Genomic DNA, 22,386 nt, shown 5'->3' on the forward strand with positions numbered 1-22,386 from the left:
TCGCCGGGCGGCGTCCTCAGCCGGCGACGTCCTTGAACGCGATGACCTTGCCGACGCGCAGCCGCACGAGGAGCTCTCCCGGCACGCCGTTGCGCCTGCCGTACTCCTCGGCCCGCTCCTGGCCCATGTAACGGCCGCCGAGCACCGTCGCCCAGTGGCGCACCTCGGCGAGGTCGTCCGACAGGGTCGTCTCCCCCTCGATCAGCACGTACGAGTACGGCGGGGCCTGGTCGTCGACGCACATGGCCGCCCGGGGATCGCGGCGCAGCGCGCCGGCCTTCACCCCGCTCTCGTGGGTGGTGAACACCACGTCGTCCCCGTCGAGGGCGAACCAGATCGGCGTCACGTGCGGCCGCCCGTCCGCCCGGGTGACGGCGAGCTTCCCGGTCCTGGTGCCGCTCATCGCGAACTCGCGCCACTCCGCCTCGGTCATCCTCTCCATGGTGTCGAAGCTATCGCCCCGCATCTTTCGTCTTCCCCACGTGGCGGCCGTTTTCTTACGACCTACGCACAAAGCCAGTCGCTTTTCCGTAGATGTACGGATATCGCTACGGATGTTCGCGTCGGGACCGTGGTTCTAACGTCGCGCACGGGCCGGATTCCCCGGCCGGAAGCCCCCATCCATTTCTCTCATCCCCCCCCGAACCCCACCGTGTCCGCCGCCCGGGTTCGTCTCCCGGAGGCGGGCCGCCGGTGCCCGCCCACAAGGCGGACGCCCCGTGGGAGGCAGAGAAAGGAAGACGCCCATGAGGCGCACAGCACTGCTCGCGGCCGCCGCCGCGCTGGCCGTGACCGGTGTGGTGGCACCCGCCACCGCCGCTGCCGCCAAGCCCACGCCCGGCAGCGAGACCGCGGTCAGGTCCCTCGCCGACGACCCCGCGCAGCGGGCCGCGGCCGCCGCGGACCAGGCCGTCGCGAGCGGCCTGGACGACCTGCGCGTGTCCCCGAACGAGACCTACCGGCGCACCGCCGTCACACCGGGCGGCGGCATGTTCTACGTCACCTACGAGCGCACGTACAAGGGCCTGCCCATCGTGGGCGGCGACGCGGTCGTGGTCACCGACTCCAACGGGCGGGTGCGCGACACCGAGTCGGCGTCCGGCGCCCTCCCCCTGGGCGTGCCGACCTCGCCGACGGTCAGCGCCGAGGCCGCCACCGAGACGGCGAAGACCGTGCTGTCCCGCGTCGACGACACCGCGGCCCCGCGCCTGGTCGTCCTGGCCTGGGGCGAGAAGCCGCGGCTGACCTGGGAGGCGGTGGTCTCCGGCATCGCCGGCGGCAGGCCGAGCATCCAGCACGTGTTCGTGGACGCGGTCTCCGGGGAGATCGCCGACTCCTACGACCAGGTGAAGGCCGGCACCGGCAACGGCTACTACTACGGCACGGTCACCATCAACACGAGCGGCTCGGGCAGCTCCTACTCGATGACCGACTCCACGCGCAGCGGCATCCGGTGCGGCGGGCAGAACGGCTCCGCGTACACCGGCTCGGACGACTCCTGGGGCAACGGCAGCGGCACCAACCTGGAGACCGCCTGCGTGGACGCGCTCTACAGCGTGCAGCGCGAGTGGGACATGCTGCGCGACTGGCTCGGCCGCAACGGCATCAACGGCAGCGGCGGTGGCTTCCCCGCCCGCGTGGGCCTGAACGACGTCAACGCCTACTGGAACGGCAGCTACACCAACTTCGGGCACTCGCAGGACAACGCCCGCCAGGCCACGCCGATCGACGTCGTGGCGCACGAGTTCGGCCACGCCATCTTCCAGACGACCGCCGGCGGCGCCGGCTCGGGCAACGAGAACGGCGGCCTGAACGAGGCCACCGGCGACATCTTCGGCTCGCTCACCGAGGCGTACGCCAACAACCCGAACGACCCGCCGGACTACCAGGTGGGCGAGAAGGTCAACCTCGTCGGTTCCGGGCCGATCCGCTACATGTACAACCCGTCCCTCGCCGGCGACCCCAACTGCTACTCCAGCTCGATCCCGAGCACCGAGGTGCACGCCGCGGCCGGCCCGCTGAACCACTGGTTCTACCTGCTCGCCGAGGGCTCCTCGCCCGGCGGCGGCAAGCCGAACAGCCCGATCTGCTCGGGCGGCCCGTCCTCGGTGACCGGCGTCGGCATCCAGAAGGCCGGCAAGATCTACATGGGCGCGCTGCAGCGCAAGACCTCGACCTGGAAGTACGTCAACGTCAGGACCGCCTCGCTGGCGGCGGCGGTCGAGCTGTACGGCGCGAGCAGCGCCGAGTGCGCGGCCACCAAGGCGGCCTGGAACGCGGTCGGCGTGCCGGCGCAGTCGGGCGAGGCGAGCTGCACCTCGTCGGGCGGCGACTTCTCGCTGTCGCTCAGCCCCACCTCGGGCAGCGTGACGCCGGGCCAGTCGGCCACCGCCACGGTCGCGACGTCGACCACCTCGGGTAGCGCGCAGACGGTGAGCTTCAGCGCCTCCGGGCTTCCCTCCGGCGCCACCGCGAGCTTCAGCCCGTCGTCGGTGAGCTCGGGCGGCTCCTCCACCCTGACGATCGCCACCAGCGCGTCCACGCCCTCCGGGACGTACACGGTGACGGTCACCGGAAGCGGCTCGTCCGGCTCGCACACCGCTTCCTACACGCTGACGGTGTCGGGCACCTCCGGCGGGCGTACGTTCACCAACGGCACCAACTACACGATCAACGACCTGACCACGATCAACAGCCCGATCACCTCGACCGCCACGGGAGCGGCGATCTCCCCGGTGCAGCTCAGCATCACGATCTCGCACACCTGCGCCGAGGACCTGCGGATCAGGCTCCGGGGCCCGAGCGGCACCTACTACACGGTCAAGTCCAGCGGCGGATCGAGCTGCACCTCCTTCGGCACCAGGACCTACTCCGTCCCGGTCACCCAGACGGCGGCGGGCACCTGGACGCTTGAGATCCGCGACCAGTACTACCTCGACACCGGCTACCTCGACTCGTGGAGCATCACGCTCTGAGCGACGCGGCACCGGCCCCCGGGATCGCACGGTCCCGGGGGTTTCCGCGCGTCCAGGGGTTTCCGCGCGTCCGGGGGTTTCCGCAGGTCCAGGGTGCCGCGTGCCCGGTGCTCGTCAGGCGGGCGGCGCGATCTGGGTCCGCGACCGCACGCCGAGCTTGCGCAGCACGGTCGCGACGTGGGTCTCGACGGTGCGCGTGGACAGGAAGAGCACGTCGGCGATCTCACGGTTGGTACGGCCGAGCGCGACGAGCCGGGCCACCTCCCGCTCCCGCTGCGACAGCGTCCCGGCGCCGCGCCGCCCGCCGCGCGGGAGCGGGACGTCCACCCCGATGTCGCGCAGCACCCGCCTGCACCGGGCGGCGTCGTGGGTGGCGCCGAGCATGCCGTACGTCTCCGCGGCCTCCCGGAAGCCCGTCGCCGCGGCACGGTCCCCGAGCGCGAGCCGGGCTCCCGCCTCTCCTTCGGCCGCCCGCGCCGCCGCGTACGGCTGGGGCAGAGCGGCGTACGCCTCCCGGGCCCGGGCGAAGAACGCGGCGGCGTCGGCGTGCCGGAGCCGCGCGGCGGCGAGCGCGCCCTGGGCGGCGTCGAGCGCGGCGTGCGCGGCGGGCGCCACCCGGCCCGCGATCCCGGCGGCGTACTCGTCCACCAGCTCCGCCGCCGTCTCCATGCGGCCCACCCGGGCGAACGCGGCCACGGCCGGCGGGACGAGGCCCGCGCCCCACACCCACACGCCCTTGCGGCGCAGCCGGGCGACCGCCGCCTCGGCCTCCGCGGCCGCCTCGTTCACCGCCCCACGGGCGAGATGCAGATCGACGAGCCCACCGGCGGCGGCCATCACGACCGGGACGTTGCGGGCCTCCGGCGCGTCCAGCCCCGCGCGGTGGAACTGCCTGACCGCCTCCTCCCATTCGCCCGTCGCGAGGGCGAGCAGCCCGAGCACCAGCCACAGGTCCACCGCGACCAGCGGCGTCTCCGTGGCCGACTCGCTCAGGGACGCCGCCCGGTCGCGCAGCCCGTCCCATCGCCCGGTGAGCCACTCCCTGCGGATCGTGGAGGCGTCGAGGAGGAAGGCGGGATACTGCGCGCCGGTCTCCAGGGCGAGCCGCCGCCCCTCCCGGCCGAATCGCTCGGCCGCCGCGTAGAGGCCCACGGTCGTCGCCGAGTCGTGGAGGTTGCAGTAGGCGCGGGCGACCTCCCGCCGGACCCCCGTACGCGGGTCGTCGGCCGGCAGCCGGGCGGCGACGTCGAACGCGCCGGGAGAGCCGGTCGTCATCTCGAAGGAGGCACGGTTGGCCAGGACCGCGGCCGACAGCTCCGGGTTGTCTGCGGTGGCGACGAGCGCCTCGGCCCTCGCCATCCATTCCGCGTGCTCCGCCAGCGACTCGGCGCCCCACTCGGGCATCGCCATGCTGGCCCAGCCGCGGGCGGCGAGCGTCGGCCGGTCGGTCAGCTCGGCGAGGGCGGCCATGATCTCCGGCCGTCCCGCGGCGGCGTCGCCCGCCTGGTTGGACAGGACCACCCCGAGATTGAGCCGCACCTCGCCGCGGACGCCGCGGGACAGGAAATCGCCCCGCAGCACCTGGCGCAGCAGCCGCACCACCCGCTGGTGCGACAGGCCCGTCGCCGCGAAGCGGCTCAGCATCAGCACCAGCGGACCTCTGTTGCGCACCGGGAGATCGGGGTCGTCGAGCATGCCCTCGACCACCTCGACGGCGAGGGCGGTGTCGCCCAGCCCGGCGGCCTGCTGGGCGGCGGCGGCCCCGTGGCGCACCCAGGCGTCGGTGTCCCCGGCCTGCCGGGCGTGGAAGGCCAGTTGCACCAGTGGCGGCGCGTCCGTCGCCGCGAGCGCGGCCATCGCCCGGACGTGCGCGGCACGGCGTTCCGGGCCGGGGATGGCGTCGTAGACGGCCTGCTGGGCCAGCGCGTGGCGGAAGCCGTACCGGCCGCCGGGGTGCTCGTGCAGGACTCCGGCGCGCAGCGCCTCGGCCAGCCCCGCAGCGCCCGATGCGACAGGACCCGGTCCGGTGGAGTCCGGCCCGGCGAGGCCCTGCCCGGCAGGGTCAAGGGCGGCGGGGCTCACGACAGCAGGGCCCAGCGCAGAAGGGCCCAGCGCAGAAGGGCCCAGCGCAGAAGGGCCGAACGCAGAAGGGCCGAACGCAGAAGAGCTCAGGACAGCAGAGCTCAGCGCGGCGGGGTCGGCGCCGACCGCGGTGATGAGCCGCTCGTCCGCGGGGAGCCGCAGCACCGCCGCCGCCCGGACCGCCGCGGCCGCCGCCGGGGAAAGACCGGCCATCCGCTCGGCCATCGCCTCGCGCAGCAGCAGCGGGACGCCCGCCCGGTCGACGGCGCGGTCGAGCGCGTCCGGGTCGTCCGTGCCGGGCGGCGAGGCGGGCAGGGACCGGACCAGCTCCTCCACCACGAACGGGATGCCCGCCGTGCGCTCGTGCAGCCGCGTGACGAACCCCGGTGACAGATCGGACCGCTCCAGAAGCGCGCCGGCCAGGCTGGCCACGCCTGACGCGTCCAGCGGCGTGAGCCGTACGACCACGCTGGTCGTGTCGGGCTGGTGCCGGTAGGCCCGGCCGAGCGGCGGGCCGGTGACGCCGTCGCGGCGGCACGTCGCGACCACCGCCAGCCCCTGCGGCGGCTGCCCGGCCAGGAAGCGCAGCAGGTCGAGCGTGCCGTCGTCGGCCCAGTGCAGGTCCTCCACGACGAGCACGGCCGGTCCCACCGCCGCCAGCAGGGCGCGTATCGCGCGGAACACCCGGTGGCGTTCGGCCCGCGGGTCGTCCAGGGGCTGTGGCGACGGCGGCAGTGCGCCGTCCAGCTCGGGGAGGTGGTCGCGGAGCGCGCCGATGACCGGGTTGAGCCGGTGCGCCGCCGGGAGCCGTCCCCTGATGTCCCGCAGCGCCTCGAAGACCGGCCCGTACGGGAAGGGCTCGCGGATCTGGTGGCAGTAGCCGAGGAGGACGGCCCGGTCGCCGGACGGCAGGCGGTCGAGCGCGGCGCGGACGAGCCGGGTTTTTCCGATGCCCGCCTCGCCCTCCACCAGCACGACCGCCGGGGGGCGGGTCACCGCGTCGATGAGAGTCCGCAGCTCAGTGGCGCGTCCGACCAGCGGGGGCGGGGGCACGATGCTCATCCACGGCTCCAGGGTCAGGGTTGCGAGTCCCCCAGGCTCGGCTACGGCTCAGTTATCCCCGCCTCTTGACCGCCGGTCAACCCTCCGGAGTAACGGCCGTGTTGCGGAACCGGACAGATCTCCGGAGCCCTACGCGCGGCGGGGCCGGGCGGCGGCGTCGAGCGCGGCGGCCTCCTCCGGGGTGGGCGCCGTGCCGCCCAGGTGGGCCGGCTGCCACCACACGCCTTGCCGCTGGTCGGGGTAGGTCCGCTGGGCCGCGTCGAGCAGGTCCGCCATCCGCCGCCGCAGGTCGCCGGTGAGCGCGGCGATGTCGTCGCCCACGCTGGGAAGCACGGGCTCGCCGACCAGGATCGTGATCGGGACATGCCGCTGCAGCAGCCTGCGGGGCCGGCCCTTGGTCCACAGCCGCTGGCCGCCCCACAGGGCGACCGGGATCACGGGCACCCCGGCCTCGGCGGCCATCCGGATCGGGCCGCTCTTGATCTCCTTGACGGTGAACGACCTGCTGATCGTCGCCTCGGCGAAGTTGCCGACGATCTCGCCGTCCTTGAGCGCCCGTACGGCGGCGTCGTAGGCGCCCGCCCCGGCCGACCGGTCCACCGGGATGTGGTGCATGCCGCGCATCAGCGGGCCCGACACGGGGTGGTCGAAGACCTCCTTCTTCGCCATGAACCGGACCAGCCGCCCGGCCGGGTGGGCGGCGAAGCCGGCGAAGATGAAGTCGAGGTAGCTGACGTGGTTGCTCACCAGGACCGCGCCGCCGCTCCGCGGAATCCGCTCCGTGCCCTCCATCCGGAACCTGATGTCGAGCAGTTTGAAGGCGGTCAGCGCGGTCCACAGGACCGGTGGGTACACGATCTCGGCCATGCCTGAAACCGTAACCTACTCGCCCGTAACTTTTGTGGGCCGAAAGTCCTCTTTCCGGCCGCTACACGTCGGCGCCCCGCGTCGGTCCCGCGTTCGGCACCGCCCCGGACCGGCTCCGGTGCGGCGCCGTGCCCGGTGCGGCGCTGTGCCCGGTGCGGCGCTGTGCCCGGTGCGGCGCTGTGCCCGGTGCGGTGCGGTGCCGTACCCGGTGCGCGGCGCCGTGTCCGGTCAGTGACCGCGGAAGGCCTCCTCCAGCCACCACGAGGGGCGGTCGGCGGTGACCTTCGCGTGGACGAGCAGGGGCTTGTCGCGCGGCCCCTTCAGCCACGCGGCGACCCCCGACAGGTCCTCCTCACGCCGTACGGTCACCGCTTCGAAGCCGAAGCCCCGCGCGATCGCCGCGATGTCGGCGGGCGGGAACGTGACCGCGCCGAGCGGGAACCCGTGCGGGCCGAAATGGTGGACCTCCGCGCCGTATCCCTCGTCGTCGTAGACCACGACCACCATCGGCAGGCCGAGCCGTACGACCGTCTCCAGTTCGGCGACGCCCATCAGCGCCCCGCCGTCCCCGAGGGCGGCGACCGCGAGCCGGTCGGGCCGCGCGACGGCCGCGCCGATGGCGGTCGCCAGGCCGAGCCCGATCGACTGGTACGCCTGGGTGAAGCAGAACGCGCTGCCGTCCGGGACCGTGAGGAACATCGACGGATATCCCATGAAGTTCCCCGAGTCGACCGACACCAGCCGCTCCTGCGGGAGCAGGTCGTCGAGCCCGATGGTCAGCGTGCGGGGGTCGATGCGCCCGCCGGTGCTCAGGTCGTCGTAGGGCACGTCGCGCCAGCGGCCCTCGCGGGCGATGCGCTCGGCGATCTCCGGGGAGCGGTAGCCGCGCGTCCCCGTCTCCCCCTCCGTCGCGGGCTCGGCCTCGCCGAGCAGGGCGACGACCGCCCGCGCGGTCTCGCGTACGTCGCCGACCACGCCGAGGTCGATCTCGCGGTGCACGCCGAGCGCGTCGGGGTCGAGGTCCACCTGGACGACCTTCGTGTCCGGCCCGATCAGCGCGCCGTGCCGCGTGGTCCACATGGTGAACGTGCAGCCCCAGCCGACGACGAGGTCGGCGCTCCGGATCAGCTCGGCCGCGAGCGGGGTGGCGAAACCGCCGCTCACGTCGAGGTCCCACGGGCTGCCGTGGAAGTGGCCCTTGGCGACCGCCGAGGTGGCGAACAGCGCCCCCACCCGCTCGCCGAGCGCCTCCAGCTCCCGCCGCGAGCCGCGGGCTCCCCGGCCGGCCACGAAGACCGGCCGCTCGGCCTCCGCCAGCATCCGCGCGAGCCGCGTCAGCGCGTCGGACGGCTCCGCCGGGATGCCCTGCGTCTCCTCGTCGTCCCTGGCCTCGATGGGGAACGTCAGCCCCCACGCCGCCGGCACGCGGCTCGCCACGTCGCGGTGCGCGCCGCCCCGGCCGGCCAGCAGTTCGCGTACGGCCTCGGCGGCCTCGTCGGGCAGCTCCTCGGCCTGCACATCGAGAGGCAGGTTGAGCACCACGGTCCGGCGCCCGAGCAGCGCGGCGAGGAAGGCCATCACGGTGTCGTCCACGACCGTGGCGGCCGAGCCGACCCTGGCGCAGTGCGCGCCCACGGCCTCGGCGAGCGCGGTCTGGTCGATGCGGAAGTTGGAGGTGGGCGAGGTCACCTCCGGGGCGAGCACGAGCAGCGGCGTGCGGCTCTTGGCCGCCTCGGTGACACCGGTCAGCGCGTTGGTCAGGCCGGGCCCCTGGTGGACGGTGAGCACGGCGACCGTGCCGCTCATCCGGGCGTAGGCGTCGGCCATCGTGGCGGCCCCGCCCTCGTGCCGCGCCGCGACGTAGCGCACGCCGTGCTCGATGAGGGCGTTGGTGACGTGGAAGTTGCCGCTGCCGACGACGCCGAAGGCCGCCCTCACGCCGAGGGCGGCGAGGGCCGCGCCGACGGCCTCCGCGACGTTCACCGCTCCACCAGCGCGAGCACGCGGACCGGGCTGCCCGAGCCGCCGACGATCGGCAGCGGCCCGGCGACCACCACCGCTCCAGTGGGCGGCAGCCGGTCGAGATTGCGCAACTGCGTCAGGCCGTACTTCCCGGCGCCGAGCAGGAAGGAGTGGCAGGGGAAGGGGGGGTCGAAGGAGTGGGCCGCGCCCGCGTCGGTGCCGACGGTCTCCACGCCGATGCCCGTGATCGGGGTCTCCTCGGCAAGGTAGCGGGCGCAGTCGATGGACATGCCCGGCGTGTGCGGCCCGGTCTCGTCGGCGTTCAGAAACTCCGCCTGCTCTTGGGCGCGGGCGTCCCACCCGGTGCGGTAGAGCAGCCAGCCGCCGTCGGGCAGCGGCCCGTGCTCGGCCTCCCATGCCTTGACGTGGTCGACCTCCAGCAGGAAGTCGGGGTCGGCGGCCGACTGGGCGCTGAAGTCGAGCACCACGGCGGGCGCGATCAGCTTGGCGGGGGCCACCTGCGACACGTCCTCGCCGTCGCGTCCGGTCACCCAGTGGACCGGCGCGTCGAAGTGCGTGCCGGTGTGCTCGCCCGTGGTGAAGTTGTTCCAATACCAGGCCGGGCCGCGGTCGTCGTATCGGCTGATCTCCTGCATCGAGAACGGCACCGTCTGCCCGAAGGGCTCCGGCAGCAACAGGATCGGCGTCTTGTCGCTCAGCGGCGCGGTGAGGTCGAGCACCTCGATCCCCCCGCTCCGGATGCCGTCCACCAGATCACGCAACACCGACACAACGCCTCCCATGACTCAGGCCCCTGCGATACTCCTACACCCGCCCCCCGGAACGCCATATCAGACGCGGGTGAACGTACGCGACGATGATCGTCCAAATCATGCGTGCGACGCCAGACACGGCGGGCACTCCGAGCCCCGGAACCACCGCGCGGCCGGGCCGGGCCTCGCTCCGTACGCATCCGGGGGCGGCTCCGGGCCTCCGGAACCGCCCCCGTCCGGCTCACGCGCCGCGGCTACATCCGGTCAGTCCCCGGGCAGCACGGTGAAGGCGAACCCGGTGCTCGTCGTACGGCGCGGCGGAACGTCGCACTTGACCCGGCGCAGCACCTCGTTCCTGCTGAGGCCGAGCCCCTGCGCGATGAGCCGCTCCGGGCGCACCGGCACCGGATCGTCGAAGACGACCTCCACCCGGACGGGCCACCCCTCGTCGAGCCATGCCGACGGGGTGTCCAGCCGCCAGGCCCCCGTCCAATCGAGAGCGACGCGGTTGCGCCGGGCGAACAGCGGATCGAGCAGCGTGGACGCCACCAGCTCCGGATCGTTGGCGTGGTAGCGCTCCAGCTCGGCCGGGTCGAACGAGGCGACCGGCGCCCGTTCGTGCACGTTGAGCTTGCTCGTGCGGTCGCAGGACACGCAGCGGACCAGCAGCCACACGTCCAGCAGCTTGCCGTTGGCGTTGACGCGGAACCTGCCCTCGCCGGTGGTGGCGGACTCCGACCGGCAGTCCACGCACCGCGACGACAGCAGAGGCAGCCTGGTCCGGCGGACGACCCAGGGCAGCACGATATGAGGTTGTGAAGACATGATCTCTCTAGACCTGACACGAGGCCGATTGCGCGCGGCCCCAAACGCTGCATGACCGGGCGCACGCGGGCAGCCCGGCAGAGCCGACGGAACGGTCGGCGTGAAGGTGAGCGGAAGAAGGTGTCAGGTCTACAGAGCGGGCGGGGTCACGCGGTTATGTCCTCTGTCCTCACTGCGATGGGCCGCAGGCACCCTACGAGAGCGCGTACGGCAGGCTCAAACGGTTTTCCCGCCGGCGACAGCGCGGCGCTCGAACGTTTTCCTCCGGCGTTGGCCGCGGCCTCGGCACCGGCAGCGGGAGTAGACGCCGGCGCGCGGGGAGCACACGCCCACGAACGGCAGGGGCGTGCGGTCGGCAGAGGCGTGCGGTTGACAGGGGCGTGCGGTTGGCAGAGGCGTGCGGTCAGCAGGGACATGTGGTCCGGCGGCGGGCCGACCGTGGTCCGACCGTGGTCCGACCGTGGTCCGGCAAGCGTCGCGCCGGGGGCCGCGCGGGGGGCGGGACCGAGCCCGCCGGTCCGGCCCCCCGGCATCGCCCTGGAAGCCGGCGGTCAGCCGGTGAAGGCGCCGGGGCCGAAGCGGCCCCAGGCGACGAAAACGGCGAGCGCGAGGTAGGCCAGGTTCAGCGCCGCGAACCGGAGCTCGCCGCGACGGCCGTGCGTGATCATCGCGCCGACCATCAGCGCGATCCAGCAGAGCGCGGTCACCGGCACCAGCACCGGTGCGATGCCGGTCGCGGGGGGCAGTGTGAAGCCGGCCGCGGCGAGGATCTCCAGGACGCCGAGGGTCTTGACTCCCCCGGCGCTGACGCTTCGCGTCCATGCTCCACCTGGGGTCGCGGCGAGCTTCTCCTTCGGCGTGAATGCCTTGATGGCACCACCGGCCAGGGCCACCACGGCCAGCAGTCCGGCAACGATCCACAGTGCGAGGTTCATCGAGTCGTCCAGTCGTGATCAAGGGTACGAACGTCGTGGAAGGGCCCAGGGGCGCGGATGGAACAGAGGCCGCCGGGCGTCCGGCGGCGGTTGAACCGGTGGTTTCCGGCGGCTGCCGGACGGTGCCGGGTCCGGCGACGGCACCGCTCGGCCGCATCAGCGATGCAGGCGCCTGGCTCGGCCGGTTCGGGGACGGCACCGCTCGATCGCATCAGCGATGCAGGGCACCTGGCTCAGCCGGTTCGGGGACAGCGCCGCTCGATCGCATCAGCAATGCAGGGCACCTGACTCGGCCGGTTCGGGGACGGCGCCGCTCGATCGCATCGCGCGATGCGATCGCCATGCTCGGCCGGTTCCGACGGCGGGCCGCTCGTCGCCGGGGGCCGGCGCTGGGGACCGCCGGGGGCCGGCGCTGGGGACCGCCGGGGGTCGTCAGCCCCGTGTGCCCGGCGAGATCAGCCCTTCCAGGTGCCCCCGTGGCTTGCGCGGACCAGGGCGCCGAGGTCGCCGACCCGGTCGAAATGCTGGAGCTTGTCGGGGTTGACGATGGAGTGGATGGTCTGGATCCGGCCGTCGGCGATGTCCAGTCCCATCACCCCGACCAGCAGGTCGCGGGCGTCGTAGACCAGGGCCCCCGGCTGGCCGTTGACCTGCGTGAGATGGAAGCGCACACCGCCGGCACGGGCCAGCAGGGGCGCCATCGCCGCCAGGACGCGCGCCACGCGCAGGCGTCCGTTGAGCGGACGTCCCAGCGCCGGCACCTTGCCGCCGCCGTCGCCGTGCATCGCCACGTCCTGCGCCAGCAGCTCTTCCAGCGCGCGCAGGTCGCCGTGCTCGACGGCGGCGAAGAAGCGCCCGGCGAGCTCCTGCCGCTGCTGCCGGGAGGCGTGATAGCGCGGGCGGCGCTGCCGGAGGTGGCCGCGGGCGCGGGCGACCAGGTGCCGCGTGCTGTCCACGTCGGTGCCGACGATCTCGGCGACCTCCGCGTACGGATAGTCGAAGACCTCGCGAAGCAGGAACGCGGCCCGCTGCTGTGGCGTCAGGCTTTCCAGCAGCACCAGGACGGCCAGCGACAGCGAGTCGGCGGTCTCGGCGTGCTCGCCCGGCGTGGGATCGGTGGCGAGCGGTTCCGGCAGCCCCTCGCCGATGTAGCGCTCCCGCCGTACGCGTGCCGAGCGCAACTGGTCGATGGCCAGCCGGGTGACCAGGGTGGCGATGTAGGCCCGTGGTGAGGCGATCGTCTCGCCTCCGCTCTGGGTCTGGTGCAGCCGCAGGAACGCCTCCTGCACCACGTCTTCGGCTTCGCCGACGCTGCCGAGCATCTGGTAGGCGATGGCGAAGGCGCGCGGCCGCAGCTCGCCGTACAGATCAGAGGTGGACATGCCGGGTCAGCTCAATCCGTCGATGAACCCGGTGCGCCAGCTCGGGTGCCGCGGCGCCCACCCCAGTTCGCGCTTGGTCTTCTCGCTTGAGATCCCGCGGGCCCGTGTCATCATGTCGACCGCCCCCTCGCAGGCCAGCGGGCGGGCGAGCCAGGCCGGCACCCGGCGCGGCGGTCCGGCGCCGAGCGTACGGGCCAGGTAGGGCAGCCAGACGCGCACCGGAGCCGGGTCGTCGTCGGCGACGTGGTAGATCCCGGTCTCGCCTTTCTCGACGGCCGCGACGGTGGCCGCCGCGGCATCGGCGATGTGCACCATCGACCACACGCCGTCGCCGCTGCCGATGATGGGGAACCTCCGCTTGCGGATCTGCTCGGTCATGACCGCGTCCGGCGCGGCGCTGAGGCCCGTCCCGGGGCCGTAGAAGGAACCGTAACGGAGCACGATGCCGTCGGCCCAGGTGATGCCGGTCACAGCGTGCTCCACGTGGCGCAGCGCGGCCCTGGCCACCGCGTCGGCCACCGAGTCGGGATCGAGCGCGTCGACGACGACCGGTTCGGCGCCCAGTGCACGCAGCGGCCCGGTCTTGGCCTGCGAGCGGGTCGTGCCGACCACCTGATGGCCGCGTGCCACCAACCGGGTGACGAGGTGGGTGCCGATCGCCCCGGACGCCCCGGCGATGAAGATCTTCATGTCGTCTCTGTTCGTCGCGCTGATGAAGTCGCGCTCGGCACTAGAGACGAGACAGCCCGCCTGCCCATGAACGGCAGTGACGCACCTCACACGGATGCCGTGGACGGCTCCCGCGCGGGAAGCGCCGACGACCCCTTGACGTGGATGGCCTCCAGATTTAACTTCTATGAAATCGCGTTCGACATTATCGAACGATGTTCACGGTCTGGACGGTCTCATGAACGACTCACCCCCCTCCACGTTCCAGAAGCTCCTGTCAGAACTGCTCGGCACCGCCTTCCTCGTGTACGTCGGCGCCGGCTCGGCCGCCGCCACCGGGGTCATCGCCGCCGGATCCCAGGCACCCTTCTCCATGGCCCAGCTCGGCATGATCAGCTTCGCGTTCATGCTGGTCATCGTGGGCACGGTCTATGCCATCGGGCACATCTCCGGCGCCCACATCAATCCGGCGGTCACGGTCGCCCTCGCCGCGACCGGCCGCTTCCCCTGGCGTGAGGTGCCCGGCTACGTAGCGGCGCAGGCCGCCGGGGCGGTCGCCGGCGCGCTCGGGATCTTCGCGACGCTCGGCGCGGACGCCGCCAAGGCCGCCGGAGGCGGCGTCACCGCGTACGCCGCCGAGGTCGGCTTCGCCCGCGGCACGCTGGTCGAGGCGATCGGCACGTTCATCCTGGTCTTCGTCATCTTCGGGGTGCTCGACCGGCGGGCCATACCCGGATGGGCGCCGATGGCGATCGGCTCGATCGTCTTCGCGATCATCGTCATCGTGGGCCCGGTGACCGGGGCCGCGATCAACCCGGCCCGCTACCTGGGCCCGTTCCTCGTGGACGCCGCCTGGGGCGGCTCGGTGAGCTGGGCCCAGGTGCCGGCGTACTTCATCGGGGAGTTCGCGGGCGGCCTGATCGGGGCATTCGCCTACACGGCGCTTGCGGCCTCGCGAGGAAGGACGAAGCTGGAGAGCACGACCACGGCAGTAGGGACCGCATCATGAAGAAGCTCATCAACAGCGTCGACTCCGTCGTCACCGACGCGCTTCGCGGCATCGCCGCGGCGCACCCCTCGCTCCGCGTCGACATCGAGAACAAGGTGGTCTTCCGCGCCGACGCCCCACGGCAGGGCAAGGTCGGCCTGGTCTCCGGCGGCGGTTCCGGTCACGAGCCGCTGCACGGCGGGTTCGTCGGCTACGGCATGCTCGACGCGGCCTGTCCCGGCGAGATCTTCACCTCCCCCGTCCCCGACCAGCTCATCGAGGCGACCAAGGGCGTGGACGGCGGCGCGGGCGTGCTGCACATCGTGAAGAACTACACGGGCGACGTGCTGAACTTCGAGATGGCCGCCGAGCTGAGCGGCGACGAAGGCGTCGAGGTCGCGACCGTGCTCGTCAACGACGACGTGGCGGTGCAGGACTCCCTCTACACGGCGGGCCGCAGGGGCACCGGGGCCACGCTGTTCGTGGAGAAGATCGCCGGGGCGCTGGCCGAGACCGGCGCGCCGCTGGCCGAGGTCGCGCGGGTCGCCCGGGAGGTCAACGAGCGCAGCCGCTCGTTCGGGGTGGCGCTGACGCCCTGCACGGTCCCGGCTGCGGGCAAGCCCACGTTCGAGCTGGGCGACACGGAGATCGAGCTCGGCATCGGCATCCACGGGGAGCCCGGCCGCACCCGGGCCCCGATGCGCGAGGCCCGGGAGATCGTCCGTACGGCCATGGACGCGATCGACGCCGACCTGCCGCTGTCCGGCGAGACGCTCGTCATGGTCAACGGCATGGGCGGCACGCCGCTCATCGAGCTGTACATCGTCTTCGCCGAGGTGGAGGCCTACCTGCGGGAGAAGGGCGCCACGGCCGTACGCAGCCTGGTCGGCAACTACGTGACCAGCCTCGACATGCAAGGCTTCTCGGTGACGACGTGCTCGCTGACCGGCGAGCTCACCCGGCTCTGGGACGCGCCGGTGGAGACACCCGCGCTGCGCTGGGGCCGCTGACCGCCATCCGAACCTCTGGAGTCCGCTCGTGAACACCCAGTTCTTCGCCGCCTGGATCGAGGAGATCGCCGCCGCCGTACGGGCACAGCGCGACCACCTCACCCAACTGGACGCCGCGATCGGCGACGCCGACCACGGCGCCAACCTCGACCGCGGGTTCACCGCCGCGCAGGAGGCGCTGGCCGGCGCCTCCCCGCAGACCCCGGGCGCGCTCCTCGTGCTCGTCGGATCCACGCTGATCCGCAAGGTCGGCGGGGCCTCGGGTCCCCTGTACGGCACCGCCTTCCGGGAGATGGGCAAGGCGTTCGGCGAGGCCGCGGAGATCACGCCGGCCGAGCTGAGCACGGGCCTGAACGCGGCCCTGTCCGGCGTACAGCGCCTCGGCGCGGCGGCCGAGGGCGACAAGACCATGGTCGACGCCCTCGCCCCGGCCGCCAAGGCGCTGGGCCAGGCCGTACAGGACGGGCTGAAGCCGGAGGAGGCGCTGGAGGCGGCGGCCGCCGCGGCCGAGCAGGGCGCCAGGGCGACGGTCCCGTTGCAGGCGCGCAAGGGGCGGGCCAGCTACCTGGGACCGCGCAGCGTCGGGCACGAGGATCCCGGCGCCGCCTCCACGGCTCTGCTGTTCGGCGCGCTGAAGGCCGCCGCCTCCCGATGACCGCGAGCCGCGGCCGGGCCGCGACGAGCCGGGTCCCGGCGCCGGCCCACCCGTCCAGCGCCCGGGAGCAGGGGCACGCGAACCGGCTGGACGGCCGGGTCGTGAGCCGCCGGGGCCGGGCGGGTTCGGGCCGGGTGGACGTGGGCCGGTCAGACGGCCGGGCCGCCGTAGCGGGGCGCGCCGAGATCGCGCGAGACCGCCCGTGCGGTCTCGCGCACGGCCAGCGCGATCTCCTCCCGCCGCGCCGGGTCCAGCACCCGCTCGACCGGCCCGACCACGGCGACGGCGCCGGCCACCGAGCCGTCCCGGGAGAAAACGGGCGCGGCGACGCCCGCGTCTCCCAGCGCCGCCTCCTGGTCCTCGACGGCGTACCCCCGGCGGCGCACCTCCGCGAGCACCCGCTCAAGGTCGTCGCGGACGGTCCTGGTGAGCCCGGTCAGCGGGGCGAGGTCGCCCGACAGCAGCTCGTCCCGGCGCGGGTCGTGGGCGGCGATGGCGTGGCCGAGGGCGCAGGCGTGCCACGGGATCGCCGCGCCGACCTCCAGGATCTGCACGACGTCGTCGGGCCGGAACACGTGGTGCAGCACGATCACCCGGCTCCCCGACAGCGTGCCGACCCAGACGGCCTCGTTGACCCGCTGGGCCAGGGAGTCGGCCCACAGCAGGCTCCTGGCCCGCAGTTCGGACCCCTCCAGATAGGCGTTGCCGAGTTGCAGCACGGCGGGCCCGAGCGCGTACTTGCCGGTGTCGGGGTCCTGCACGACCAGCTCGCAGGCGGCGAGCGTGCGCAGCAGCCCATGCACGGTCGGCTTGGCCAGGCCCACCCGCTCGGCGATCTCGGTGACCCCGAGCCGGGGGGTGCCTGACCCGAGGACCTTCAGGATGAGCGCCGCGCGCTCCACCGACTGGATCACTTTTCGATTATGCCGAACGATCTTCAGGAATAACGAATGGTTGGCATCGTACTCATTTCACACAGCAGCAGCCTGGCCGCGGAAGTGGCCGCACTGGCAAGGCAGATCGGCGGCGCACATGTGCCGCTGGCGGCGGCGGGAGGCACCGAGGACGGCGGTCTCGGCACCAGCCCCGACCTGGTGACCGCCGCCATCAAGGAGGTCGACCGGGGGGACGGCGTCGTGCTCATCCCCGACCTCGGCAGCTCGGTGCTCACCGCCAAGTTGCTGCAGACCCCGGATGACGTCGTGATCGCCGACGTGCCGTTCGTGGAGGGCGCCATCTCCGCGGTCGTGGCGGCGGGCGGCGGCGCCTCGCTGGACGGTGTGCTGGCGGCGGCCGAGGAGGCGTGGCATGTCCGTAAGCTCTGACCCCACGGCAACCCCAGCGCCGACGGCAAGCCCTGCCGGCGCGAGCCCTCCGCCTGCGACGCCCCCTGCGGTGGCGGCCCCTGCTGCGGCCGCGACGAGCCCCGCTGTGGCTGACCCCGCCGCAGCGACCGCTGCCATGATGCCCCCTGCTGGGGCGAGCCCTGCGGCTGTGCCTTCCAAGGCCGGCGCGGACGAGCGCACGATCGTCCTGAGCGAGGACCTGCACGCCCGCCCCGCGAGCGCGCTCGCCCAGACCGCCGCCGCCTTCACCTCGGCCGTCACCCTCTCGTACGGCTCCCGCTCGGTCGATGTGCGCAGCGTGCTGTCACTGATGGGCCTGGGCGCCACCAGTGGGCAGACCGTGACCCTGCGCGCCACCGGCGACGACGCCGCCGAGGCTCTGACCGCTCTCAGCGCGGTGCTCGGCGGCTGACGGACGCGCCGGGAGTCCGGTCCGAGGCGGCCGAAGCCGTGCTGCGGCGGAGCGGTTATGACCCCACGGACTGCGCGTGGCTCTGCCTCGCGGACTCTCCGGCGCTCTCCAGGAAGTCGCGGACCTTCTCGGCCTCCGGAACACCGAGCTCGCCGTAGAGGCCGAGAGCCAGCCGCCCATGCTCACACGCCTGCTCCGCGTGCCCGAGCGCGAGGTGGGCGCGCGCCAGCCCGTCGTGCGCACGCGCCCGCTCCGGCCGGTTGCGCGTCAGGTCGGCGAGCGCGAGCGCGGCCGTGTGCTCCTCGACGGCCCGAGCCGGGTCGCCCGCCGCCTCGGCCAGCCCGTTGAGCGCGGCCGCCTCGTCGGCGGTGTCGCCGAGGGCGCGGTAGACCGCCGCGGCCTGCTCGTGGCGGATGCGCGCCTGGGCGAGCTCGCCCTGGCGCCGCAGGACGACGCCGAGATGGTCGAGGATCGCCGCCTCTCCCGCCGGGTCGCCCACCTTGCGGTGGAGTGCCAGCGCCAGGTCGAGATGGCGCCGGGCCTCCTCGGGACGGCCGGCCCGGTCGAGGAGGAGGGCGAGGACGCCGAGCACGTTGGCCTCGCCCCAGGTGTCGGCGCCGATGCGGGTGAGGTCGAGCGCCTGCTTGAGGTGCTGCTCCGCCTGGGTGTCCCGGCCACGGCGCAGGGCCACGTTTCCCAGGGTGAGCAGTGCCCGGGCCCGTTCGCCGGCCTCCTCGCACGCGTCGAGGGCCTGGTGAGCATGCTCCTCCGCCCGCTCGTACTCGCCGAGCCGCCAGTAGGTCCGCGCCAGGTCGGTGAGCGCTCGCGCCTGAACGTCGGGATCGCCGAGCGTGCGGCTGCGCCGCAGCGCCAGGGTGTGCAGCGTCAGCGCGTCGTCGTGATGCGCGTGCCGGTCGAGGTAGGGGCGCATCGCCAGGGCCAGCATGCCCAGGCAGATCTCGGGGCCGTGGACGGCGGTCGCGATGATGTTGGAGCGTTCGGCGTCGAGCCAGGCGATCGCCTCCGCGGCGTCGCGGATGGGCGCGATCGGGGCGGCCGGCTGGGGGATCCCCTCCCGCTGGCCGACGGTGTACGGGAAGAGCCGGTCCATCGCCGCGCGGGAGCGGTGCACAGCCGCATGACGGCGCCGTCGTCCTCGGCGAGCGAGCGGGCGTGCTCGCGGAGCAGATCGTGGAAGGTGTAGCGGCCCGGTTCGAGCTGCAGGAGCATGTGGGCGTCGAGGAGGCCCTCGAGCAGTTCCTCGGCCTCGTCTTCGCGGATCCCGGCCAGCGCGGCCGCGCCGCAGACGTCGATGTCGCGCCCCGGAACCAGCCCGAGCAGGCGGAACATGCGCTGCCCGTCCTCGTGGAGCTGCTCGTAGGAGAGCGCGAAGGCCGCCGACACCCCGTCCAGGAGCCGGCGATGGTCCCGCAGCCGCCCGGCCAGATAGGACACGGTCCAGCGCGGGCGATGCTGGAGGCGGGCGGCGGAGATCCGGATGGCGAGCGGGAGGTGCCCGCACAGCCGCAGCACCTCGCGTACGGCCTCCGGCTCCTGGTGAGCGCGTTCGCCCACGATCCGCTCGAACAGCTCGGCGGCGTCCGCCTCGCCCAGCACGTCCACCGACAACGCCTGGGCGCCGTCCAGGTCGACGAGCCGCCGCCTGCTGGTGATCAGGACGAGGGTGCCGGAGCGTCCCGGCAACAGGGGGCGCACGTGCTCGGAGTCGAGAGCGTTGTCCAGTACGGCGAGCACCCGGCGATCGGCCAGCTCGGCGCGCCAGAGGGCGCTCCGCTCGGCCGGGGCGACCGGGATGCGGTCGGCGGGCACCCCGAGCTGGCGGAGGAGTGTCTCCAGCGCCGCGGCGGCGTCGATCGGCTCCCGGCCCGCCGTGTGGGCCTGCAGGTCGATGAAGAGCCGGCCGTCCGGATAGCGGGCGGCCAGCCGGTGGGCCACGTGGACGACGAGAGTGGTCTTGCCGATCCCCGCCATGCCGTCGATCGTGACGACCGCCGGCCCGTTGTCGGTGTGGTGCTCGTCCGCGAGCCGCTGCAGTTCGGCGGTCCGTCCGGAGAAATCGGGAATGTCGTACGGCAGGAAGGTGGAGCGGGACGCCGGTTGGGAAGCCGCCGTCGCCGCGCCGGCCAGGCGCAGGGCCGGGTCGTCCGCCAGGACCGCCCGCTCCATTTCGGTGAAGGCGTGTCCGGGGTCGAGCCCCTGTTCGTCCGCGAGAGCCGTACGGTAGGCGCGCGCGGCGGCCAGGGCGTCGGGCTGCCGCCCCGCCCGGTGCAGGGCCAGGACGAGATGGCCGTTGAGCTTCTCGCGCAGCGGGTTGGCGGCCACCTGGGCGGCGAGCTCGTCGAGCAGATCTCCGTGCCGCCCGGCGGCGAGCTCACCCTCCACCAGGCGCTCGTACGCCGACAGCCGCCGGTCGTTCCAGAGCTCCCGGACGCCGGTGACGTAATGCGCGTGCACGTCCTCCAGCGCCTCGCCGCTCCACAGGTCCAGGGCCCTGCGCAGCTCACCTGCGGCCACCAGCTCGGTGAACTCCTGCGCGTCGACCTGTCCGGGCGCCGGCTGCGCGATGTAGCCGCCGGCGCGCGTCTCCAGGAGCCGTACGGCTCCCGCGCCGCGCAGCACCTTGCGGATCGCGGTGATCGAGGCGTGGATCTGCGACCGGGCGGTGTCGGGCCGGTCGTAACCCCACATCGCGTCGATCAGCCGCTCGATGCCGATCACGCGGCCGGCGTTGAGCAGGAGGTAGGCCAGGACAGCCCGGTGACGTGGGGCGATGCCCGTCAGCGGCGCGCCGTCGACGACCATCTCGACGGGGCCGAGCAGGGTGAAGCGCAGCATCGTCCCCCCATCACGATCGCATCGTGCGCGCATAGCGAATGTATCAATCCGGACGGCCACTCTGATCTCACACGAACCGAGACGAATCTCGCAGAACCGATACGGAGGAACCACCGATGGAAGCCCGGATGAAGAACCCCGCCGCGATCATCCCCGCCGCGATGAAGCCGATCATGGAGCTGATGAAGGCCGCTCAGTCGCAAGGTGTCCCCCAGGAGCTCCTGGAGCTGGTGCACCTGCGGGTCAGCCAGATCAACGGCTGCAGCCCCTGCGTCGACAGCGGCCTGAAGAGCCTGCGCAAGCTCGGCGAGAGCGACGAGCGCATCGGCCTGGTCAGCGCCTGGCGCGAGGCCCCGTACTACACCGACGCCGAACGGGCCGCGCTGGAGCTGGCGGAGGCCTCGACCCGGTTGGCCGACCGCGCCGACGCCGTCTCCGACGTGGTCTGGGACAACGCCGCCGGCCACTTCGACGAGAAGCAGCTGGCCTCGATCCTGTTGATGATCGCCGTCACCAACCTCTTCAACCGCCTGAACGCCCCGGTCCGGCAGATCGCCGGCAGCTGGTAAGCCCCCACCCCTCACACAGGAGACACCGGTATGTCCGCCGTCCGCTCGCACCGCTACTCCGTCCCCGAGGCCGACCTGGAGGAGTTCCTGGCCCGCAGGACCTCGCTGATCGCGACCATCGGGGAGGGGCACCCCGGCCTCATCCGCACCGTGCTGGTCCAGCTCGAGGACGGCACCTACACCGACACCTGGCACTGGGAGAGCGGGGAGCAGATGGGCGCCGCGCTCGCCGCCCTGCCCACCTTCCCGGAGGCGCCGCTGACCATGGCCCTGACCAAGGACGCCACCGCCCTGAACGGCCGGGTCATCGACGAACGCTGACCCGGCCCACGCACGGTGGCCGCACCGGGCGGAACCGCCCGGTGCGGCCGGTGGAGAGAGCGGCGGGCCCCGCGCGCGGAAGGGGCGCGCGGCCTCAACGGCTCCGCGTGCGCCGAGAGCGGGGCACACCGGCGAGCTGGTCGCTCCGGATCTCCTCCAGATACGTCCGCATCAGGTCGCCCGCGCGAGTGAACCAGTCGGACAGCACGGCGATCTCCGCGGGCGTGTAGTCGGCGAACAGCTCGTTCAACCGCCGATAGAAGGGTTCGTAGACGGCCGCGGCGGTGGCGGCCACGGCCGGGCCGGCGACGACGCGCACCCGGCGGCGGTCCTCGGGATCCGGCTGCCGGTGCGCGTACCCGGCCTTCTCCAGCCGGTTCAGCACGCCGGTCACCGCCGAGGAGAACCATGAGCGGCATACACGACGATGTGGACCTCGGGCACACGATCGCGGGCTGGACCGGCTGCGTCGTTGTCGTGTGCGGCTGCGCGACGATCGGCGTGGCGATGTGCGGCGGTTCGGCCTGTTGCTCGACCAACGCGGTGCGACGACCTCCGCCGTGCCTTGGCGGTTCAGCACGCCTCAGCAGGAGCCGGCGGTGTGCGCATCACCTATACCTCGGCGGGCGGTGGGCGTACGGTCGACTTCGGTCGGCGAGTGCCGCTGTGCGCACCCGGCGACACCGGGTAGGAACTC

General features: G+C 73.3%; 21 protein-coding genes. 8 read left to right on the forward strand and 13 right to left on the reverse strand.

Going from position 1 to position 22,386, the window contains the following annotated elements; genetic code table 11:
* Positions 1-16: 16 nt before the first annotated feature.
* On the reverse strand, positions 17-442 hold the full coding sequence (locus tag FLV34_RS00405) for a PPOX class F420-dependent oxidoreductase (protein WP_142651643.1): 426 nt from the start codon (positions 440-442) through the stop codon (positions 17-19).
* 304 nt (positions 443-746) lie between these two features.
* Between FLV34_RS00405 and FLV34_RS00410 the strand changes: the two genes are divergently transcribed.
* Positions 747-2,975, forward strand: a complete 2,229-nt coding sequence (locus FLV34_RS00410) for a M4 family metallopeptidase (protein WP_147942117.1) — start codon at positions 747-749, stop codon at positions 2,973-2,975.
* A 114-nt stretch (positions 2,976-3,089) separates the two neighbouring features.
* On the opposite strand, the gene FLV34_RS00415 is transcribed toward FLV34_RS00410, so the two are convergent.
* From FLV34_RS00415 to FLV34_RS00450, 8 genes are all read right to left on the reverse strand, one after another.
* Positions 3,090-6,119 carry a LuxR family transcriptional regulator gene (locus tag FLV34_RS00415; protein WP_147942118.1) on the reverse strand — a complete coding sequence of 1,010 codons (3,030 nt, stop codon included), beginning with the start codon at positions 6,117-6,119 and terminating at the stop codon, positions 3,090-3,092.
* Positions 6,120-6,248: 129 nt separating this feature from the next.
* Complete coding sequence (locus FLV34_RS00420) at positions 6,249-6,986, reverse strand: 1-acyl-sn-glycerol-3-phosphate acyltransferase (RefSeq protein WP_147942119.1); 738 nt, start codon at positions 6,984-6,986, stop codon at positions 6,249-6,251.
* A gap of 228 nt (positions 6,987-7,214) precedes the next feature.
* Positions 7,215-8,969, reverse strand: a complete 1,755-nt coding sequence (locus FLV34_RS00425; RefSeq protein WP_142651647.1) for a thiamine pyrophosphate-binding protein — start codon at positions 8,967-8,969, stop codon at positions 7,215-7,217.
* Positions 8,966-9,751, reverse strand: a complete 786-nt coding sequence (locus FLV34_RS00430) for a cyclase family protein (protein ID WP_261985602.1) — start codon at positions 9,749-9,751, stop codon at positions 8,966-8,968. Before FLV34_RS00430 ends, FLV34_RS00425 begins: the two co-directional genes overlap by 4 nt.
* 234 nt (positions 9,752-9,985) lie before the next feature.
* Complete coding sequence (locus tag FLV34_RS00435; protein WP_261985603.1) at positions 9,986-10,525, reverse strand: DUF1062 domain-containing protein; 540 nt, start codon at positions 10,523-10,525, stop codon at positions 9,986-9,988.
* Between the two features lie 572 nt (positions 10,526-11,097).
* Positions 11,098-11,481, reverse strand: a complete 384-nt coding sequence (locus FLV34_RS00440) for a DoxX family protein (protein WP_142645192.1) — start codon at positions 11,479-11,481, stop codon at positions 11,098-11,100.
* 455 nt (positions 11,482-11,936) lie between these two features.
* Positions 11,937-12,863 (reverse strand): RNA polymerase sigma factor SigJ, encoded by a 927-nt coding sequence (gene sigJ, locus FLV34_RS00445; protein ID WP_147942121.1) that lies wholly within the window; start codon positions 12,861-12,863, stop codon positions 11,937-11,939.
* Positions 12,864-12,869: 6 nt separating this feature from the next.
* On the reverse strand, positions 12,870-13,553 hold the full coding sequence (locus FLV34_RS00450) for an NAD(P)-dependent oxidoreductase (protein ID WP_147942122.1): 684 nt from the start codon (positions 13,551-13,553) through the stop codon (positions 12,870-12,872).
* A gap of 217 nt (positions 13,554-13,770) precedes the next feature.
* Here FLV34_RS00450 and FLV34_RS00455 point away from each other — a divergent pair, with 217 nt between their 5' ends.
* The 3 genes from FLV34_RS00455 to dhaL are packed head-to-tail and all read left to right on the forward strand — an operon-like array spanning position 13,771 to position 16,185.
* Entirely contained in the window at positions 13,771-14,541 is a 771-nt protein-coding gene (locus FLV34_RS00455; protein ID WP_147942123.1) for an MIP/aquaporin family protein, read from the forward strand.
* Positions 14,538-15,530, forward strand: a complete 993-nt coding sequence (dhaK, locus tag FLV34_RS00460; RefSeq protein WP_142645188.1) for a dihydroxyacetone kinase subunit DhaK — start codon at positions 14,538-14,540, stop codon at positions 15,528-15,530. Before FLV34_RS00455 ends, dhaK begins: the two co-directional genes overlap by 4 nt.
* A gap of 28 nt (positions 15,531-15,558) precedes the next feature.
* Positions 15,559-16,185 carry a dihydroxyacetone kinase subunit DhaL gene (gene dhaL / locus FLV34_RS00465; protein WP_142645187.1) on the forward strand — a complete coding sequence of 209 codons (627 nt, stop codon included), beginning with the start codon at positions 15,559-15,561 and terminating at the stop codon, positions 16,183-16,185.
* 149 nt (positions 16,186-16,334) lie between these two features.
* Here the strand turns inward: dhaL and FLV34_RS00470 are convergent, their stop codons facing one another.
* Positions 16,335-17,099, reverse strand: coding sequence for an IclR family transcriptional regulator (locus tag FLV34_RS00470; RefSeq protein ID WP_142645186.1), 765 nt, complete (start codon positions 17,097-17,099; stop codon positions 16,335-16,337).
* Between the two features lie 36 nt (positions 17,100-17,135).
* Here FLV34_RS00470 and dhaM point away from each other — a divergent pair, with 36 nt between their 5' ends.
* Both dhaM and FLV34_RS40110 read left to right on the forward strand, forming a co-directional pair.
* Positions 17,136-17,510 carry a dihydroxyacetone kinase phosphoryl donor subunit DhaM gene (gene dhaM / locus FLV34_RS00475; RefSeq protein ID WP_142645185.1) on the forward strand — a complete coding sequence of 125 codons (375 nt, stop codon included), beginning with the start codon at positions 17,136-17,138 and terminating at the stop codon, positions 17,508-17,510.
* A gap of 169 nt (positions 17,511-17,679) precedes the next feature.
* Positions 17,680-17,943 carry an HPr family phosphocarrier protein gene (locus FLV34_RS40110; RefSeq protein ID WP_187280505.1) on the forward strand — a complete coding sequence of 88 codons (264 nt, stop codon included), beginning with the start codon at positions 17,680-17,682 and terminating at the stop codon, positions 17,941-17,943.
* 55 nt (positions 17,944-17,998) lie between these two features.
* On the opposite strand, the gene FLV34_RS00485 is transcribed toward FLV34_RS40110, so the two are convergent.
* Both FLV34_RS00485 and FLV34_RS00490 read right to left on the reverse strand, forming a co-directional pair.
* Entirely contained in the window at positions 17,999-18,889 is an 891-nt protein-coding gene (locus tag FLV34_RS00485; protein WP_187280506.1) for a tetratricopeptide repeat protein, read from the reverse strand.
* Positions 18,829-20,799: an AfsR/SARP family transcriptional regulator gene (locus FLV34_RS00490; RefSeq protein WP_187280507.1), complete on the reverse strand. Its 1,971-nt coding sequence runs from the start codon at positions 20,797-20,799 to the stop codon at positions 18,829-18,831. Before FLV34_RS00490 ends, FLV34_RS00485 begins: the two co-directional genes overlap by 61 nt.
* Before the next feature lie 116 nt (positions 20,800-20,915).
* Here FLV34_RS00490 and FLV34_RS00495 point away from each other — a divergent pair, with 116 nt between their 5' ends.
* Together FLV34_RS00495 and FLV34_RS00500 are read left to right on the forward strand one after the other, a co-directional pair.
* Positions 20,916-21,368 (forward strand): carboxymuconolactone decarboxylase family protein, encoded by a 453-nt coding sequence (locus tag FLV34_RS00495; RefSeq protein ID WP_142645184.1) that lies wholly within the window; start codon positions 20,916-20,918, stop codon positions 21,366-21,368.
* Between the two features lie 30 nt (positions 21,369-21,398).
* The gene (locus FLV34_RS00500) at positions 21,399-21,689 is read left to right on the forward strand and encodes a hypothetical protein (protein WP_147942127.1); all 291 of its coding nucleotides are present in this window, start codon (positions 21,399-21,401) and stop codon (positions 21,687-21,689) included.
* 94 nt (positions 21,690-21,783) lie between these two features.
* Here the strand turns inward: FLV34_RS00500 and FLV34_RS41240 are convergent, their stop codons facing one another.
* Positions 21,784-22,083, reverse strand: a complete 300-nt coding sequence (locus FLV34_RS41240; RefSeq protein ID WP_222709374.1) for a MarR family transcriptional regulator — start codon at positions 22,081-22,083, stop codon at positions 21,784-21,786.
* Positions 22,084-22,386 lie beyond the last annotated feature (303 nt).

The organism is Microbispora sp. CSR-4 (genome assembly GCF_008033685.1).
Taxonomy (GTDB): Bacteria; Actinomycetota; Actinomycetes; order Streptosporangiales; family Streptosporangiaceae; genus Microbispora.